Raw genomic sequence first — 17,181 nt, 5'->3', positions numbered from 1 at the left:
TGTCACCTTTGGTATTTGCCTACTGCCTACTGCCTACTGCCTAATTCCTATCCCTACGCCACGCCACCGCCGGCCTGGATGTTCTCGCCGGTCAGCCAGCGGGCGTCGTCGCTGGCCAGGAAGACCGCGACATCGGCAACGTCGCGCGGCGCGCCTATCCTGCCGAAGGGCGACATTCCGGCAGCCACGGCGCGATCGCGCTCTGGAAGCAGGTCCGTGTCGGTGAAGCCCGGCGACAGCGCATTGACGGTAACGCCGCGCGGCCCGAGTTCACGCGAGAGCACGCGAACGAACTGTTCGACGGCGCCCTTGCTGCCGAGATAGAGCGCCGTCTGCGTGAAGAACATCTTCGTGCCGCCGGTGGAGACCGCGATGATGCGGCCGCCGTCGCGCACCCGGCGCGCTGCTTCCTGAAGCGTGAAGAAGGTGCCCTTGGCATTGGTGCCGAAGACCTGCTCGAAATCGGTTTCTGTCACTTCGGTCAGCGGTTTGATGACGGCGACGCCGACATTGGCGACGACAATGTCGATTGCGCCCAACTTGCTCTCGGTCTCGTCAAACATGCGGCGGACATCGGAAACGCTTGATATGTCGGCCTGGAGGGCAATCGCCTTTCCTCCCTTGCTGGCGATGCCGGCGACGACCTCATCGGCGGCTTTCCGGTTGCCGACATAGTTGACGACGACGGCAGCGCCCTGGGCCGCGAGCCCTTCGGCGATGGCCCGGCCGATGCCGCGCGAGCTGCCGGTGACGATTGCGGTTTTGCCGTGCAGAGACTGCGACATGATCAATTTCCTTCAACCATTCTGGCCCGCAGCTTTGCCTGCGATGTGGCCGATGGCTGAGAAATAGCGGCATGCAATTGATCAGATAATGACCTATTATCTGATTGGCTTGTTAATCCATGGATATATAATGCGCGGATCCGAATTCACCGAGCTCAAGGCATTTTCCGCCATTGTCGAAGAGGGTAGTTTCGTCCGTGCCGCCGCAAGGCTGCGCGTGTCGCCGCCGGCGCTCAGCCAGTCTATCCGGCAGTTGGAGGCGCGCATCGGCGTCAGGCTCCTCAACCGCACGACGCGCAGTGTCTCCGCGACCGCCGCAGGCGACGCGCTTTTTTCGCGCCTTGCCGTCGCCTTTGGTGAACTGGAAAGCGCCATTGCCGATGTTCATGCGGCGCGCGATCGGCCGGCGGGTTCGCTACGCATCAATGTGCCGCGTGTCGCCGCGATGCGGTTCATCGCGCCGATCCTTGGGGACTTTCAGCGCAGCTATCCCGATATCGCGCTGACCGTCATCGTCGATGACGCGCTGGCCGACATTGTCGAAGGCCGGTTCGATGCAGGAATCCGGCTCGGCGAGCGGCTGGAGAAGGACATGGTGGCGGTGAAACTGAGCGAGGACTTGCAGATGGCCGCGGTGGCCGCTCCGGCCTATCTCGAGAACCGGACCGTACCGCGTCATCCGCAGGATCTGCACCAGCATCAATGCATCAAATTCCAGTGGCCGGGCGGCGGCAACCTCTATCGATGGGAGTTCGCGCGCGGCAAACGGGTCCTGGAAATCGCGGTCGAAGGCAGCCTGACCGTCAACGATACCGAGCTGATGCTCAATGCCGTTCTGGATGGCGTGGGCATTGCCTACATGTTCGAATACCAGGTTCGGCCCTGGATCGAGCAAGGCAGGCTGGTCCGTTTTCTGGAAGCCTGGTCGCCCAGCTTTCCGGGCTTCTATCTATACCACCCAAGTTCGCGGCACGTGCCGCCCGCCTTGCGGGCGTTCATCGATTTCGTGCGGGCAAGGAGAGTAGGCGCCAGCCGGTAGCGAGGGCCTCAAGATTGGCGGCTCCTCACAGCTTCGCCAAAAGCTCCGATGTCGGCCAGCCGTCCACCGGCAGGCCAAGCCGCATCTGCTCCTTGCGGATCGCTTCGCGGGTGTTGGTGCCCAGAATGCCGTCGACCGTGCCGACGTCGTAGCCCCGGGCCTCGAGCTTGGTCTGCAGCGCCTTCATCTGCTCGTTGTTGAGGCCTTGTTCCGGGCTACGCGGATCAAGCGGCGGCGCGCCGGCGAGCCGTGCGGCCAGATTGGCCGCGGTCAGCGCGTAGGTGAAGGACTGGTTCCATTCGAGGTAGACGTCGAAATTGTCATAGGTAAGAAAGGCCGGGCCCTTGCGGCCCATGGGCAGCGCAAGGCCGGCCTTCAGGCCCTTGTCGATAAGCGGCGAGCCGTCGGGATTGGTGACGCCCCACTGCGCCCATTGTGTCAGCGGCAATTTGTTGGTGCGGCCGGTCTGGTCCCAGGGCATCTCGTCGGGCACCCGCACTTCCTGGATCCAGGGCTCGTCGCGCTTCCAGCCGCGCGACAGCACCTTGTTGGCCGTGGTCATGATCACATCGGGCACGCTGTTGCGCAGGTCGATCCTGCCGTCGCCGTCGCCGTCGACGCCCCGGACCAGATAATCCGAAGGCAGGATCTGCGTCTGGCCGATCTCGCCGGCCCATGCGCCCTTGACGTCGGCCGGCAGCACGCCGCGATCGATCAGCTCCAGAAGCGGCACAAGCTGCTGGCGGAACAGCTGCGGGCGCCGACAATCATGCGAAAGCGTCACCAGGGCGCTCAGCGTATGGAAATCGCCCTGCACGGCGCCGAAATCCGTCTCCAGCGCCCAGAAGGCGGTAATGACAGGCGCCTGCACGCCAAACTGCTGGTCGGCGCTGGCGAAGACATCGGCGTATTTCTTCATGTTCGCCGCGCCTTGCTTCAGCCGGTAGGCCGAAATCATGCGGTTGGAGAACTCGATGAATGTCTGGGTGAAGACGCCCTGGGCGCGGTCGCGCGCCAGCGCCCGCTCGTCAAAGGTGGCATCTTCCAGCGCATCGAGACCGACGGCGCCGACACCGGCCGCCTTGGCTTCCGCCGCCACGCCCTGTTTCCAGGTTTCGAAGTCGCCGCCGCATTCCTGCGCCATCGCCGGCAAGGCCGTGGCGCACAGGAATAGCGCCGCGAGGGCTTGGGAACGCAGTCGCATCAGCTTCCTTTCGAACGAAGTGGGCATTGTCGTGCTGGCTGAAAACCCAACGCCCTGAATTACCGGCGGTTGCACCCTTTACCGCTGGCTGTGTCGAAAAGCAGGCGGCAGGCCCGGTGTCAACGGGTGTTCTGCCGCGGCCACTTGTTCCATGGGCTTCGCTGCCGTTGAACCGGTGTCAACGGGTGTTCTGCCTCAGCCACTTGTTCCAGGCGGCTTCCGAGCCGTTGAAGGCGTTGATGTCTGATTTACCGGTCATGCCGGGCACGATGCCGGTTCCGGTGTACTGCCAGAATGTGAAGGGGTGGCTGCCGTATTTTTCGCGCGGGTGGCCGGCGACCGAGCGCAGCCAGTAGGGGTAGCCGCGGAAGGTCGATAGCTGGTTGTCGTCGAAGAAGTCGACGGAGGTATAGATGATCGGCTTCTTGCCGTAGTGCCGTTCGACGATCTGGAGGAATGTGGTCATCTCCGCGCGCACCGTGGCGGCGTCGGGACGCAGCCTGCAGGTCGGCGATTTCGGGTTCCATTCCATGTCGAGAACCGGCGGCATGGCGGAGCGGTCGACCGGAACGTTCTGGATGAACCAGCGCGCCTGCTGGGCGGCCGGGGTGCAGAAATAGAAGAAATGATAGGGCGCGCGCGGAACGCCGGCGGCTTTCGTGCGCGCCCAGTGCTCGTTGAAATACTCGTCGAAGCGGTCGCCGCCCTCGGTCGCCTTGATGAAGGCGAAGGAAATGCCGCTCGCCTTGGCTGTCGGCCAGTCGACCGAGGTCTGGTACTTGGAAACGTCGGTGCCGTGAACGGCATAGGTCCATGGCGCGCCGCTGTCCCATTCATGCGGCTTGGAATCCTCGAAGCGGGGGGCGCGCACGGCGACCGTCGGGCTGCTGGACCCGGATGGCGACAGCGGCGACAGATCGTCCACGGTCGAGCAGGCGCCAAGCAGCGTCAGCATGAAAAGGGCCGCAAGACGGCGCATCACAACTTCCAAGCCGGAAACAGCCGGTCGCTGATGGGTCTGTGAACCGATGGCCGACGATTGGTCGAGCCCCCTCCAGGCGATCGCCCCACAGCATCGCCCAGCCTATCCCTTTTGTGCATGTCCCAAAACCGCAGCGCGCTTTTGGGCGACATGCATCCTGTGATCGCCGATCATGGTTGATAATCCGTTGACGGCGCTCGACAAGAGCCCTGATTTTGCGGGAGCAATGGCGGCAATTCGATGACATAAGGGTCGGGCGAAAGCCCGGGAGGAAGCAGATGCGGTTCGTCGTCAAGATCGTCAAATGGCTGCTTGACCTGATCGTTCTGGCGGTCGCCGGGCTGTTTGCCTGGCTCTACATCGCGCCGCCCGAACTGATCCGTGTCGGTTCCGGCTATTCGGCCAAGATCGTCTGCTCCAACGTCTTCATTGCCGGGCGCGATGCCAACGAAGTGCTTGCCGTCGACGTGCAGGCGCCCGGCCACCCGCTGTTGCGGCTGATGCGGGTCTCGGTCGACAAGAACCGGGGAACGGTTTCGGCGGGCCTGCTGGGCTTCCTCGGCAAGAGCGAGGCGGTTTCCCGCGATGGGCTGGGCTGCGCCTCGATCCCTGACGGCGATGTCGGCAAGGCGCGGCGCACGACGGTCCATGTCGAGCCTTTGGCAACCAGCCCGGACACGCTGTGGCCCGAAGGCGAGCGGGTCGAGGCATCGCAGGATCCGGTGATTGCCAAGCTGCTCGACGACGCGGCGCTGATCGGTGCAGGCATGCGCGCGGTGGTCGTGGTCAAGAACGGCCGCGTCGTCGCTGAGCGCTATGGCGACGGCTTTTCGGCCAAGACGCCGCTGCTCGGCTGGTCGATGACCAAGACGGTGAACGCCGCGATCGTCGGCACGCTGGTCAAGGACGGCAAGATGGCCGTCGACAACAAGGGTCTGTTCGCGCCGTGGAAGGCAGATGGCCGCGCCGTTATCAGCCTTGCCGACATGATGGCGATGTCGAGCGGGCTGGAATTCAACGAGGACTATGGCGACGTCGCCGATGTCACGCGCATGCTCTATCTCGAGCCCGACATGGCGGGCTTTGCCGAATCAAAGCCGCTGGCAGGCGAGGTCGGCAAGGTGTTCACCTATTCGAGCGGCACGGCGGTGATGCTGTCGCGGCTCTGGCAGGACGCGATCGGCGACAAAGCCAAGGCGCTGACATGGCCGCGCACGGCCCTGTTCGGGCCGCTCGGCATGCACAGCGCGGTGCTCGAAACCGACGAGCAGGGCACGTTCGTCGGCTCGTCCTATCTCTACGCGACGGCGCATGACTGGGCCCGCTTCGGCCAGTTCCTGCTGCAGGGTGGGGTGTGGAACGGCAACCAGGTGCTGCCGGCCGGCTTCGTCGACTGGATGCGCGAGCCGGCGCCTGCCTCGAAAGTCTACGGCAAGGGCCAGTTGTGGATCGAGGCGCCGGGCGATGAGGAAAATCCCGGCGCCGGCGTCGCGGCCGGCCTGCCCAAGGACACCTACTGGATGGAAGGGCACGACGGCCAGACCGTCGCCATCATTCCGTCGGAGCAGCTGGTGATCGTGCGGCTGGGGCTGACGCCGGCCAAGCTCGGCTATCGTCCGCAGACGATGGCGAGCGCGCTGGTGAAGGCCCTCCACTAGCGCCTTCCCCTTGATGGGGAGGGTCGGCGCGCAGCGCCGGGGTGGGGTGCCTAGCGCTTCACCCCCACCCGCGCCTTCGGCGCGACCTCCCCATCGAGGGGGATGTGAGGTTGTGCGGCCCTATCACGCCCAGCCAGGCATAACCGCGATAAAGCGTGCGGAAACGGAAGGTTAAGCTGGTTCGCCGAGATTCCGATTCCAGAACTTCGCGCAGCGATTCACGCGGCGTGACATGGAATTTTCTGAGCCAACCGCGCAGCAAGGTACGGAACCAGCCCGGCAGGCCTTCCTGCTGGCCGAAATCGACGATGTGCAGCGAGCCGTTGGGGGATAGTGCGGCGAGTGCCGCCGACGCCGTCTTTTCCCAGCCTGGGATCATCGACAGCGAATAAGAGACGAAGACACGGTCGAAGCGTTCGATGCCGTAAAGTGCGGCGGTGTCGAAATCGGTGGCGTCGCCTCGTGCCAGCGTGACGCGGCCTGACAGGCCTTCGCGGTCGATCGCCTTGCCAGCCGTCTCCAGCATCTCGGCCGAAATATCCAGGCCGAAGAAGCGGGCATCAGGATAGCGGCGGGCGGCCAGGATGATGTTGCGGCCGGTGCCGCAGCCGAGTTCCAGCACGGTGCCGCCTTGCGGCACCTCAAGCCCGTCGATCAGCCGGTCGCGGCCGAGCAGATAGTATTTGCGGGTCAGGTCGTAGATGTGGCGCTGCCAGCGGTAGACGCCGTCCATCAGCTCGGCATGGCTGGCCTTGAATTCGGGGCTGGCCGGCAGCTCGGTCGTGCTCATGCGGCGCGCTTCACGTACAGGTGGAAGCCGCCATAGATGGCGGAGCGGTCGCGGGCCGAGAATTCGCGCGACGCCTCGTCCTGATAGTCCCACTGGTCCAGCACCGAGGTCGAGACGCGGCCCGGCAGCAGGCTGGGCTCGGCGGCGGTGCGGAAGATGACGCGGGCACCAGCGGAGGCGGTGCGGCTGATTTCCGACCACAGCGCGTTGAGCTGGTCATCGGTCATCCAGTCCTGCGCATCGAGCAGGATGAAGCGATCGACGGTGCCCGCATCCTTGCCGGCCAGGAACTCGATCAGATTGGCATGGTGGATGGCGACGCGGTCGACATTGCCGCGGATAGTCTCGTAGTTCTGCTTTTCCAGATAGGCGGGCAGGGCCGCCTCGCCGGGTTCGGGATAGCGGCGGGCGAAGGCCTGCCAGGCGAAGTAGTTGTTTTCCAGGGGAAAATCGCAGGCGAGCTTCTCCAGCCGAGCCTTGAGCACGCTGGCCATGGTGCCGTCGCCTGACGTGATCAGGGAATCATATTGCGCCGGCGGAATGCCGAGGCCGAATAGCGAAGCCTTGCGCGAGGTCGCCCATTTCAAAAGCTTCCTGTCGAAGACGGGCGCCAGTTCCTCGTTGAAGAAGCGGCGCTGCTCGCCGAGGTTCCTGGCTTCCATCATGCGGGCCGGATTGACGCCGAAGAACTTTGCCGTGCGATGGCCCATGGCGATGAACAGGCCGAGCAGGCCGGTCTGGTAGAAATTGCGGTCGAAAACACCGATGCGACGGCGACCACGCCAGTTGCGGCGTTCCCAATAGTGGCGGCTGACCGGATCGAGATGCGGCGCGATGAACCGGTCATAGGCTTGCGAATTGTGGCTGGTGTCGGCGGCGCCGAAGAAGCGGAACAGGTCGCCCTGCGAGGGCAGGCGGCGCACCGCCTCCAGCTTCATGCGGTTCAGCGCGATGTGGGCGGCATTGAGGTCGACGGCATCGATCCGTGCCGGGGATCGGGTGAGGTAGGCCAGGATGTTGCAGCCGCCGGAAGCGATTGTGACGATGCGATGCCCCTGGCCAAGCTGCATCGCCTCCATGTCGACATCGGGGTCTTCCCAGATCTGCGGATAGACGAGGCCGGAAAACAGGAAGGCGAACAGCCGCTCGGAGATGCCGGCTTTCGAAAGCGCGCGGTTCTGGTAGACGGCTTTTCCAACTTCCTTGCCGCGGCGAAAAACCAGATCCGAGGATACGTCCGTCATAACAAAGTGATTCCCCATTTGCTTTGCCGCAAGCGGGTAACCCAGGGTCATGACAGCCCGGTGACAGTCGGAGGCATCGATAATTCTACCGCGGCGGCCATCTGACGCGGCCTTCCGCGCTTCCGGTGCTCGCGGACTCCGATGTCCGCTCCGCTCCGTTCTCGAAGGCCACGTCACCTGACTCGCCGCAGCGAATTCTCGAAGCCCCCTCAGGCGGGTCCAAACCCGCCCGGCGTCGGCGTGATCAAAATAACGGCATCACCGGCCTCGAGCACGGTCTGGTCGCAGGCTTTCAGCACGTCGATCGTGCCGTCCTTGCGGCGGATCTTGGTCGAGCCGACCTCGCCGTCGCCGCCGCCGTCCAGCCCCTGCGGCGGGCGGTTGCGGTGCGAGGACAGGATCGCGCATTCCATCTTCTCGAGAAAGCGGATGCTGCGTTTGGTGCCGTCGCCGGCGCTCCATTTGCCCTTGCCGCCGGATCCCTTACGGATGTGGAAATCCTCCAGCACCACCGGAAAGCGCAGTTCCAGCACTTCGGGATCGGTGAGGCGCGAATTGGTCATGTGGGTGTGCACGCCGGATGTGCCGGCAAAGCCGCGGCCGGAGTTCATATGGCCGGCCGGCGAGCCGGAGCAGATGGTCTCGTAGTACTGGTACTTCTTGTTGCCGAAGGTCAGGTTGTTCATCGTCCCCTGCGCATTGGCCATGGCGCCCATGGCGCCGAACAGCGCGTTGGTGACGTGCTGCGAGGTCTCGACATTGCCGGCGACGACGGCGGCGGGGTAGGCGGGCTTCAGCATGCAGCCGTCGGGAATGACGACGTTGATGGGCCGCAGACATCCGGCATTCATCGGGATCATGTCCTCGACCATGACACGGAAGGCATAGAGGACCGCGGCGCGGGCCACCGGCTCCGGCGCGTTGAAATTGTTCTTCATGACAGGCGAGGTGCCGGTGAAGTCGACCGTCGCCTCGCGCTTTTGCCGGTCGACCGATATCTTCACCTTGATCACCTGGCCGGTATCCGTTGGATATTCATAGGCTGATGTGTCGGGCAACCGCTCGATCACCCGCCGCACGCTCTCGGCCGCATTGTCCTGAACGTGGCCCATATAGGCCTCGACGACATCGAGGCCGAAATGCGCGACCATCTTGCGCAGTTCGGCGACGCCTTTCTTATTGGCGGCGATCTGCGCCTTGAGATCGGCAATGTTCTGGTGCGGGTTGCGGGCCGGGTAACGATGGTCGGTGAGCAGCGCATGCAGCTCTTTTTCGCGGAATTTGCCGCGGTCGACGATGCGGAAATTGTCGAACAGCACGCCTTCCTCGTCGACCGTGGTGGCGAGCGGCGTCATCGAGCCGGGGGCGGTGCCGCCTATATCGGCGTGGTGGCCGCGCGAGGCCGCCCAGAACAGGATCTCTTTCTGGGCGTCGTCGAACACCGGCGTCACCACGGTAATGTCGGGCAGATGCGTGCCGCCATTGTATGGCGCGTTCAAGGCAAAGACGTCGCCTGGGTGGATGTCGCCGGAGTTCAGCCGGATGATGGTTTCGACCGAGCGGTCCATCGAGCCCAGGTGCACCGGCATGTGCGGCGCGTTGGCGACCAGGGCTCCTATATGGTCGAAGACGGCGCAGGAGAAATCCAGCCTTTCCTTGATGTTGACGGAATAGGCGGTGTTCTGCAGCGTGACACCCATCTGCTCGGCGATCGACATGAACAGGTTGTTGAAGACTTCGAGCATCACCGGATCGGCGTCGGTGCCGAGGGCGGCGGCGCGCGCCTTCCTTGCCGTGCGGCGGATCACGACATGGTTGAGGCTGGTGATTTCGGCCCGCCAGCCCGGTTCGACGACAATGGTCTGGTTCGGTTCAATGATAAGAGCGGGGCCAGCGACCAGATTGGATGGGCGCAGGTTCTCGCGACGATGGATGCCGGCTTCATGCCACCGGCCTTCGGTGTAGATGCGCCGCGTTCCCGAAGCGCCGGCTTCAACCCTTGCAGGCCCGGCGGGCGCATATGCCTCGGCGCTGCTCTCGCCGATTTCCGTGCCCTCGACGCCAACGGTCTCGACGATCATCGGCTTGTCGTCATAGACGAAGCCGAATTGCGCCTTGTGGGCGATTTCGAAATCGCGCTTCGCCTTGAAAATCGAGTCGCTCTCGAAATTCACCGGCAGCGTCGTGTCGGTGCCGTCATAGCGGATGTGCAGCACGGGCTTGGCGGCCACCGCGTCCTCGGCGATGCCTTGCACGGCCAATTCGGCGATCACCGTCTTTTTCAAGGTGGCGATGAGGCCGGCGATCTCGGTTCGGGACTCCTCGGCAAGCGGTTTGAGCAAGGCCTGCTGGCGCGAGGCAAAGACCGACGCCAGGCCGATGCCATAGGCCGAAAGCAGGCCGGAGAAGGGGTGGATCAGCACCGCTTCCATGCCGAGCGCATCGGCGACCAGGCATGCGTGCTGGCCGCCGGCGCCGCCGAAGCAGTTCAAGAGATATTCGGTGACGTCGTAGCCGCGCTGCACGGAAATCTTCTTGATGGCGTTGGCCATGTTCTCGACGGCGATGGTGACGAAGCCCTCGGCAACCGCTTCCGGCGAGCGGCCGTCACCGATCTGGTCGGCCAGGGCCGCGAATTTTGCGCGCACTGCTTCCACGTCGAGCGGCTGGTCCTGGCGGGGGCCGAAGATCGCCGGGAAGAAATCGGGCTGCAGTTTGCCGAGCATGACATTGGCGTCGGTGACGGCGAGCGGGCCGCCACGCCGGTAGGCGGCGGGGCCGGGATTGGCGCCCGCGGAATCCGGCCCGGCGCGAAAACGCCCGGCCTCGTAATGCAGGACCGAGCCGCCGCCGGCGGCGACGGTGTGGATACGCATCATCGGCGCGCGGACACGCACGCCGGCGACTTCGGTGTCGAAAGCGCGCTCGTACTCGCCATCGTAATGGGCAACGTCAGTGGACGTGCCGCCCATGTCGAAGCCAATGACTTTTTCGAAGCCGGCGAGCTTAGCCGTCTCGACCATGCCGACGACGCCGCCGGCCGGACCCGACAGCAGTGCGTCCTTGCCCTGGAACATGTCGGCGGCGGTGAGGCCGCCCGACGACATCATGAACATCAGGCGAGGGGACTGGTCGCCGTCTCTCGCCGCGCCCAGTTCTCCCGCCACCCTTTGCACATAGCGTGACAGAATGGGCGAGAGATAGGCGTCGACCACGGTGGTGTCGCCGCGGCCGACCAGCTTGATCAGCGGCGAGACCTCATGGCTGACCGAGACTTGGGCGAAGCCGATCTTGCGGCAGACCTTTGCCACCGCCTTCTCGTGATCGGGGTATTTCCAGGCATGCATGAAGACGATGGCGACGGCATCGATGCCGTCGGCCTTCGCCTGCTCGATCGCGGGCCGGCAAGCGGCGATGTCGAGCAGTTGTTCGACGCAGCCATCGGCGAGCACGCGCTCGTCGATCTCGATGACGCGCTCATAGAGCTGCTCGGGAAGGATGATCTCCTTGGCAAAGATGTCGGGCCGCGCCTGGTAGGCGATCCTCAGCGCATCGCGAAAGCCCTTGGTGATGAGCAGGAGCACGCGGTCGCCCTTGCGCTCCAGGAGCGCGTTGGTGGCGACCGTGGTGCCCATCTTGATGTCGCCGATCAGCCCGGACGGGATCGCGGCGCCCGGTTCAACGCCGAGCAGGTCGCGGATGCCCTGGATGGCCGCATCGGCATAGGCTTCGGGATTCTCCGACAGTAGCTTGCGCGGATGCAGTTCCCCTTGCGGATCGCGGCCGATGACATCCGTGAAGGTGCCGCCCCGATCGATCCAGAAATCCCATTTCGCGGCCATGGCGGCTGTCTCCGGCATTTTTCGTTGTCAGCTTTCGTTGTTAATGCGCCAATGCATCGGCAGCAACGCATCCCGTTGATGTTACACGCGGAAACGCAACGTTACGAAACTCATGGCTGTGTCGCGCATTTCCTCTTCGACCGTTCACCGCAACGTGAGCGTGTGCTGAAGGAGAGATGTTATGAAAAAGCTCATTCTGGCTTCCGTGTCCGCCCTCGCGCTGCTGGGCGTCGCGGCCTGCAGCGACAGCGGCAAGGGTACCGACAACACCACGACGCAGAGCACGAATCCGCCGCCCGCGGAGCAGCCGATGAAGCCTGCGGCTCCGGCCGATAATTCGACCAAGCCCGCCGAGCCGGCTCCGGCAACGCCTGCTCCTGCGCCCGCGAAGTAGCTTGCGGTGATTAAGCAGTAACCGTGTCTTGCGAGGAAGGCCGGCATGATGCCGGCCTTTTTCGCAGGCCGATCCACCGATCTGTCGGGGTGGCTGTCGTTCACAACCCCGTTATTGGCTTGATAGCATGGACCGGTTCGCTCTAAGAAGCGGCCATGTCGATTTGGGACCGCCTCGGCGACTTCATCACGCGGGTATCGTCTTCAGCCTCGTCGGGCGTCGCCGATGTCGTGGAGGCGGTGCGCACGGTTTTTTCCGGCGATGCGGACCTGCGCCGCCGCGTCGCCTTTTCCGTGGCGATGATCGCGCTCTCGGCCAAGATGGCCAAGGCAGACGGCATCGTCACCCAGGATGAGGTGCGCGCCTTCCAGGAAATATTCGAAGTGCCGCCGAAGGAGACGCGCAACGTCGCGCGGCTGTTCGATCTTGCCCAGCGGGACGTGGCTGGCTTCGAAACCTATGCCGAGCGCATGGCGCAGTTGTGCGGTTCCGGACATTCCAACTGCGTGATGCTGGAAGACATACTCGACGGCCTGTTCCACATCGCCAAGGCCGATGGGCTGGTGCATGAACGCGAAGGCATCTTCCTGCACCGTATCGCCGAGATCTTCCGCATCGACGAGGCGCATTACGAGTCGATCCTGGCCCGGCACGTCAATCTTGGCGCCGGCGATCCTTATGTCGTGCTCGGCATCGAGCGCGGCAGGCCGTTCGAGGAGGTCAGGAAGCGTTACCGCAAGCTGGTCTCCGACAACCATCCCGACCGGCTGATCGCGCGTGGCCTGCCGCAGGAATTCATCAAGATCGCCACCACCAGGGTCGCGGCTATCAACGCCGCCTATGAAATGATTGAGCGGGGCCTGCGGCACGCATGAGCGGCTTCCTGCCCGACGAGCCGAACGCCGAGGTCAGGGTATCGCCGAATTTTGGGCCAAGGCGTGATGCGCTGAAACCCGACATGATCGTGCTGCACTACACAGGCATGGCGACCTGTGCCGGGGCGGAAGCGTGGCTATGCGATCCGGCGAGCGAGGTTTCATCGCACTATCTCGTGCATGAGAACGGCCACATCGTGCAGATGGTCCGGGAAAGCGACCGCGCCTGGCACGCCGGCAAGAGTTCCTGGTTCGGACGCACCGATATCAATTCCTGCTCGGTGGGCATCGAGATCGTCAATCCTGGCCATTCGCTGGGCTATGCAGGGTTTCCCCGGCGCCAGATCGGGGCGGTGATCGGCCTGTGCAAGGGAATCACCGCGCGGCATGCGATCCCCGCCATGCGGGTGCTGGCGCATTCCGACGTAGCACCGGGCCGTAAGATCGATCCGGGCGAGAAGTTCCCGTGGGCCACCCTGTTCATGGCCGGTGTCGGCCATCTCGTGCCGGCTGCACCCATCAGGCGCGGGACCGCGCTGAAGCCCGGCGACAGCGGTACCGATGTCGAGGCGTTGCAGTCTATGCTGACGCTCTATGGCTATGGCGTCGAGATATCGGGTTTTTTCGACCATCAGACGCAGATTGTCGTTGAGGCGTTCCAACGGCATTTTCGGCCTCGTCTGGTCGACGGGCTGGCCGATGGCTCGACCATGCGCACGCTGCAGAAGTTGCTTGCCTCCGTGAGCGGATAACGCGGGCAAGGCGCCGCCCAAGTAGTCTTTTCCCCTGTCAGGTTACAAACTGTCACTCAAAGTGACTTGCCCCGCCTTCATTGGCGCCAATTCGACCCTCAAAGGGCAATTCGTACAGTTTGTCGGATCTCCACCCCCCGGATGTTCCGCTATTAATCAAGCAGCGCCACGCGAATATCTTCGCGTGGTCCAGACAGAACAGGATCACATGCAGAAATTGACCGTTGTAACGGCAGCTCTTGCTGCCGGCGTAGTGACTTTTGCCTTCAGCGCGGCTGACGCCGCGACATGGAGTCCCCGGGCCGATCAGGGGCTGGTCGCGGTAACCAAGGGCAAGGCCATTTCAGCCAAAAGCAGCAGCAGCCTGAAGGCAACGGCGAAGCAGGCTTCCGCCAAGGTGGAAAAAGCCAACTGGACCAAGGCGAAGAAATCCTCCGCCAAAAGGCAGACGAAGCGTGGCCGCAAGACCGTCGACATGACGACAACGGCATCAATCGGTCTCAGGAATGTCGCTGCGTCGACGGCAGCGGTGGCCAGCAGCGGCCAGTATTCCGCGATCGTTGCCCGCTATGCGGCAAGCTACGGGGTTCCGGTGTCGCTGGCCAATGCCGTCATCACGATCGAGAGCAACTACCGGCCGAGCATGGTCGGCAGCGCCGGCGAGATCGGCCTGATGCAGATCAAGCCGGCGACGGCGCGGATGATGGGCTACAACGGTTCGGCCAAGGGCCTGTTCGATCCCGACACCAACATCAAATACGGCATGAAGTATCTCGCTCTGGCGCAGAACCTTGGCGGTGGCACGACCTGTGGCACGATCCTGAAATACAATGCCGGCCATGCCGCGACGCGGATGAACCCGATCTCGGCCGCCTATTGCAGCAAGGTCAAGGTTCAGATGGCCGCGCTCTGATAGCAAGTTGCGAGAGCCGGCGGACAAGCCGGCTTTTTCATTTGCGTTTTCCCGGCTGAACCCCTTTATACGCCTTGCCAGCTGGCTGGGCGGCCGCACTCGCAAACGCCGAAAGGCCGCGAGTGAGGAAAGTCCGGGCTCCATGGAGACACGGTGCCGGTTAATGGCCGGCGGGGGCGACCCCAGGGAAAGTGCCACAGAAAGCAAACCGCCGCGACTTTGTCGGGGTAAGGGTGAAAGGGTGGGGTAAGAGCCCACCGCGCGACTGGCAACAGGAGCGGCACGGTAAACCCCACCGGGAGCAAAACCGAATAGGGGCGGTGCGAGGGGAAACCCTCGAGGGCTGTTTCCGGCTCACCGTCCGGGTAGGTTGCGTGAGGCGCGTGGCAACATGCGCCCAAGATGAATGGCCGCCACGTTCTCGTCCCGCAAGGGGCGAGGGCCATACAGAACCCGGCTTACAGGCCAGCTGGCAGTTTCGTCATCGAAGAGAAGTCCTTTGAGATCAGCAGGTTGCGCCCTCGGGCGCGCCTGTCGATTCAAGTCTTTTCTGCGTTCGCCTACAAGAACCCGGCCTGGCTGTCGCTTGAATCTGGTGCGATTAAATCCTACCATAGTTCGAGAGCGATATCGGGAGCCTATCATGGGACAAGTCGACAAGCGCAGTATCACGCTCTCGCCGGAACTGGCGCAAGCGGTGGACGATGTGGTCGCCGCCGGCGAATATGCCTCGGCGAGCGAAGTCATCCGCGATGCGCTGCGGCAGTGGAAGGACCGTCGCGATCTCTTCGGCTATACGATCGAGGAACTGCGCAAGTTGGTGCAGGAGGGGATCGACAGCGGGCCGGGACGATTTGCATCGATGGATGAAATCAAGGCCGAGGCACGGAGACGCTCGCGATCTGACGACGCGGCATGAATTTTCTGCCAATCGTCCGGAACGCACGCGCGGAAGATGATCTGATCGCGATCTGGCTTCATGTTGCGCGCGACAACGAGGCCGCAGCCGATCGGCTGCTCGACCCTTCGAGGCGCGGTGGCAGCAACTGGCTTCCTTTCCCTCCTCAGGCGCGCCACGTGACGATATAGCGCCCGGCATCCGTCATCTGGTCGTTGGAGACTATCTCACTTTGTATCGTGTCAACGACGACGTCATCGAAATTCTTCGCGTGCTGCATGGCCGTCGCAACATCGAGGCCGACGACCTCGGTTCGTGATCGGCCCGTCAGGTGCTGATGCTGTCCAGCGACGTCTCGATGGCCTTCCAGAGCTCTTCCACCGGTTCGCAGCCGACTGACAGACGTACAAAGCCGGGCGGTACTGCATCACCTCGCTTCGAGCGTCGCTCGGCGGAAGTGTGGACGCCGCCGAAGGAGGTCGCGGCCTCTATCAATGGGCAATTGTTGATGAAATCCTCGGCCTTGTTCTCGGACGCGAGCTCGAAGGAGATGAGGAAGCCGAAGCGCTCCATCTGGGCGCGGGCAAGGTTGTGCGACGGGTCGCCGTTCAGGCCGGGAAAACGCAGGCCCCGCACCGCGCGATGTTCCTTCAGCCGCTCCGCGATCGTTTCGGCGGACGAGCACATGCGGTCGAAGCGCACCTCCAATGTTTCGAGGCCGCGATGCACCAGCCAGGCCTCGAACGGCCCGGGAATGCCGCCGGCCATTGCGCGCCAGTCCGTCACCTTGCCGATGATGTCGGCGTCGCGGCTGGCGACATGGCCGAACAGCACATCCGAATGGCCGTTGACCGCCTTGGTGTCGGCGGAGACGACGACATCGGCGCCGAAGTCGAGCGGACGCTGGCCGAATGGCGTCATCGTCGTGTTGTCGATGACAAGGACCCCACCTTGTTCGTGGACAGCCTTGGCAATCGCCGAGATATCGCAGATGTCCAGCCGCGGATTGGACGGGGTTTCCACGAAGACCAGCGAATAGCCTTTGAAGCCGCCGTCAAGGAAGGTCGGCGTCGGCCTGGTATCGCAGGTGATGCCGAGCGGCTTCAGGAAGCGTTCGGCCATCGCGCGCGTCGCGTGATAGCCGTCCGCCGGCAGGAGCACGCGATCGCCTGATTTCAGGAGCGCGAAAAACACCGACGAAATCGCGCCCATTCCAGAGGGAAAACTCACGCATTGCGCGTCTTCCAAATGGCCGAGCACATGTTCCACGGCGCGCCAGGTTGGATTGTCGTAGCGGCCATATTGATCGACCCCGGTCTCTACGCCCGGCGTGTGAAAGATCGAAGCCATGGTCAGCGGCAATGGGATCGGATCGCCACTGGCGAAATCGCGGCTGCGCAAATGAGAAAGTTCGGCAGCGCGTGACTTTGCCGTCTCGGACATGAGCTCGATCCTTGTTTTTTGGGCGAAAAGACGTCGCTCGACGCTATGCGCGCGGGTGATCGGCGGCAAGCCAGGTCTTTTGGGCCAGCGGGCTCTAAACGCTTCGTTAGGCTTAATGGATCATAAAGACGAGACGTGCCGTAACGGCTGCTCGGATTGGTCGCGATGCCCGTGTTTGTGAAGCCTATTCCCGTTGACGCCCATAGTGCCCCATGATATCCCATCGAGACATCAAAGCATTCGTTCCGCGTCAGGGTAGAGCGTACGCCAGTCGGGCAGCCGCGGCGGCTGCGCGTTTGCCGGTTTTTGCCTGTGCGGGCGAGGCTGATACGGGGCAGGGGACGCGCTGCGGCGGCGCGTGC

General features: G+C 63.5%; 15 protein-coding genes and 1 other RNA gene. 9 read left to right on the top strand and 7 right to left on the bottom strand.

Going from position 1 to position 17,181, the window contains the following annotated elements; translation table 11 throughout:
* Positions 1 to 53 precede the first annotated feature (53 nt).
* The gene (locus tag FJ546_RS11930) at positions 54 to 785 is read right to left on the bottom strand and encodes an SDR family oxidoreductase (protein WP_140889502.1); all 732 of its coding nucleotides are present in this window, start codon (positions 783 to 785) and stop codon (positions 54 to 56) included.
* A 130-nt stretch (positions 786 to 915) separates the two neighbouring features.
* Between FJ546_RS11930 and FJ546_RS11925 the strand changes: the two genes are divergently transcribed.
* Positions 916 to 1,824, top strand: a complete 909-nt coding sequence (locus FJ546_RS11925; RefSeq protein WP_140889501.1) for a LysR family transcriptional regulator — start codon at positions 916 to 918, stop codon at positions 1,822 to 1,824.
* 25 nt (positions 1,825 to 1,849) lie between these two features.
* Here the strand turns inward: FJ546_RS11925 and FJ546_RS11920 are convergent, their stop codons facing one another.
* Both FJ546_RS11920 and FJ546_RS11915 read right to left on the bottom strand, forming a co-directional pair.
* Positions 1,850 to 3,028: a lytic murein transglycosylase gene (locus FJ546_RS11920; protein ID WP_140889500.1), complete on the bottom strand. Its 1,179-nt coding sequence runs from the start codon at positions 3,026 to 3,028 to the stop codon at positions 1,850 to 1,852.
* 178 nt (positions 3,029 to 3,206) lie between these two features.
* Positions 3,207 to 4,007: a GH25 family lysozyme gene (locus tag FJ546_RS11915; RefSeq protein ID WP_140889499.1), complete on the bottom strand. Its 801-nt coding sequence runs from the start codon at positions 4,005 to 4,007 to the stop codon at positions 3,207 to 3,209.
* 281 nt (positions 4,008 to 4,288) lie between these two features.
* Between FJ546_RS11915 and FJ546_RS11910 the strand changes: the two genes are divergently transcribed.
* Complete coding sequence (locus FJ546_RS11910) at positions 4,289 to 5,668, top strand: serine hydrolase (protein WP_140889498.1); 1,380 nt, start codon at positions 4,289 to 4,291, stop codon at positions 5,666 to 5,668.
* 58 nt (positions 5,669 to 5,726) lie between these two features.
* On the opposite strand, the gene FJ546_RS11905 is transcribed toward FJ546_RS11910, so the two are convergent.
* The 3 genes from FJ546_RS11905 to FJ546_RS11895 form a co-directional block, all read right to left on the bottom strand.
* A complete protein-coding gene (locus tag FJ546_RS11905) occupies positions 5,727 to 6,458 on the bottom strand; it encodes a class I SAM-dependent methyltransferase (RefSeq protein WP_246686814.1) in 732 nt (243 codons plus the stop codon).
* Complete coding sequence (locus tag FJ546_RS11900; protein WP_140889497.1) at positions 6,455 to 7,753, bottom strand: DUF3419 family protein; 1,299 nt, start codon at positions 7,751 to 7,753, stop codon at positions 6,455 to 6,457. The genes FJ546_RS11905 and FJ546_RS11900 overlap by 4 nt, the downstream gene beginning before the upstream one ends.
* 158 nt (positions 7,754 to 7,911) lie before the next feature.
* The gene (locus FJ546_RS11895) at positions 7,912 to 11,544 is read right to left on the bottom strand and encodes a hydantoinase B/oxoprolinase family protein (protein WP_140889496.1); all 3,633 of its coding nucleotides are present in this window, start codon (positions 11,542 to 11,544) and stop codon (positions 7,912 to 7,914) included.
* A 181-nt stretch (positions 11,545 to 11,725) separates the two neighbouring features.
* On the opposite strand from FJ546_RS11895, the gene FJ546_RS11890 reads away from it, so the two are divergent.
* The 7 genes from FJ546_RS11890 to FJ546_RS11860 all read left to right on the top strand — a co-directional run bounded on the left by FJ546_RS11890 (position 11,726) and on the right by FJ546_RS11860 (position 15,695).
* A complete protein-coding gene (locus FJ546_RS11890) occupies positions 11,726 to 11,938 on the top strand; it encodes a hypothetical protein (protein ID WP_140889495.1) in 213 nt (70 codons plus the stop codon).
* 155 nt (positions 11,939 to 12,093) lie between these two features.
* A complete protein-coding gene (locus tag FJ546_RS11885; RefSeq protein WP_010910266.1) occupies positions 12,094 to 12,813 on the top strand; it encodes a DnaJ family molecular chaperone in 720 nt (239 codons plus the stop codon).
* Positions 12,810 to 13,565 (top strand): N-acetylmuramoyl-L-alanine amidase, encoded by a 756-nt coding sequence (locus FJ546_RS11880; RefSeq protein ID WP_140889494.1) that lies wholly within the window; start codon positions 12,810 to 12,812, stop codon positions 13,563 to 13,565. Before FJ546_RS11885 ends, FJ546_RS11880 begins: the two co-directional genes overlap by 4 nt.
* Before the next feature lie 208 nt (positions 13,566 to 13,773).
* Positions 13,774 to 14,478 carry a transglycosylase SLT domain-containing protein gene (locus FJ546_RS11875; protein WP_140889493.1) on the top strand — a complete coding sequence of 235 codons (705 nt, stop codon included), beginning with the start codon at positions 13,774 to 13,776 and terminating at the stop codon, positions 14,476 to 14,478.
* Positions 14,479 to 14,555: 77 nt separating this feature from the next.
* Positions 14,556 to 14,955, top strand: an RNA gene (gene rnpB, locus FJ546_RS11870) — RNase P RNA component class A.
* 166 nt (positions 14,956 to 15,121) lie between these two features.
* Positions 15,122 to 15,397: a type II toxin-antitoxin system ParD family antitoxin gene (locus FJ546_RS11865; protein ID WP_140889492.1), complete on the top strand. Its 276-nt coding sequence runs from the start codon at positions 15,122 to 15,124 to the stop codon at positions 15,395 to 15,397.
* Between the two features lie 52 nt (positions 15,398 to 15,449).
* Positions 15,450 to 15,695: a type II toxin-antitoxin system RelE/ParE family toxin gene (locus tag FJ546_RS11860; RefSeq protein ID WP_348641972.1), complete on the top strand. Its 246-nt coding sequence runs from the start codon at positions 15,450 to 15,452 to the stop codon at positions 15,693 to 15,695.
* 8 nt (positions 15,696 to 15,703) lie between these two features.
* On the opposite strand, the gene FJ546_RS11855 is transcribed toward FJ546_RS11860, so the two are convergent.
* Positions 15,704 to 16,819 (bottom strand): cystathionine gamma-lyase, encoded by a 1,116-nt coding sequence (locus tag FJ546_RS11855; protein WP_140889491.1) that lies wholly within the window; start codon positions 16,817 to 16,819, stop codon positions 15,704 to 15,706.
* Positions 16,820 to 17,181: the final 362 nt, after the last annotated feature.

Source organism: Mesorhizobium sp. B2-4-19 (assembly GCF_006441315.1).
In the GTDB taxonomy this organism is placed as follows: Bacteria; Pseudomonadota; Alphaproteobacteria; order Rhizobiales; family Rhizobiaceae; genus Mesorhizobium.
Note: the sequence above shows the minus strand (reverse complement) of the source record. Positions and strands in the feature narration are given on the sequence as shown.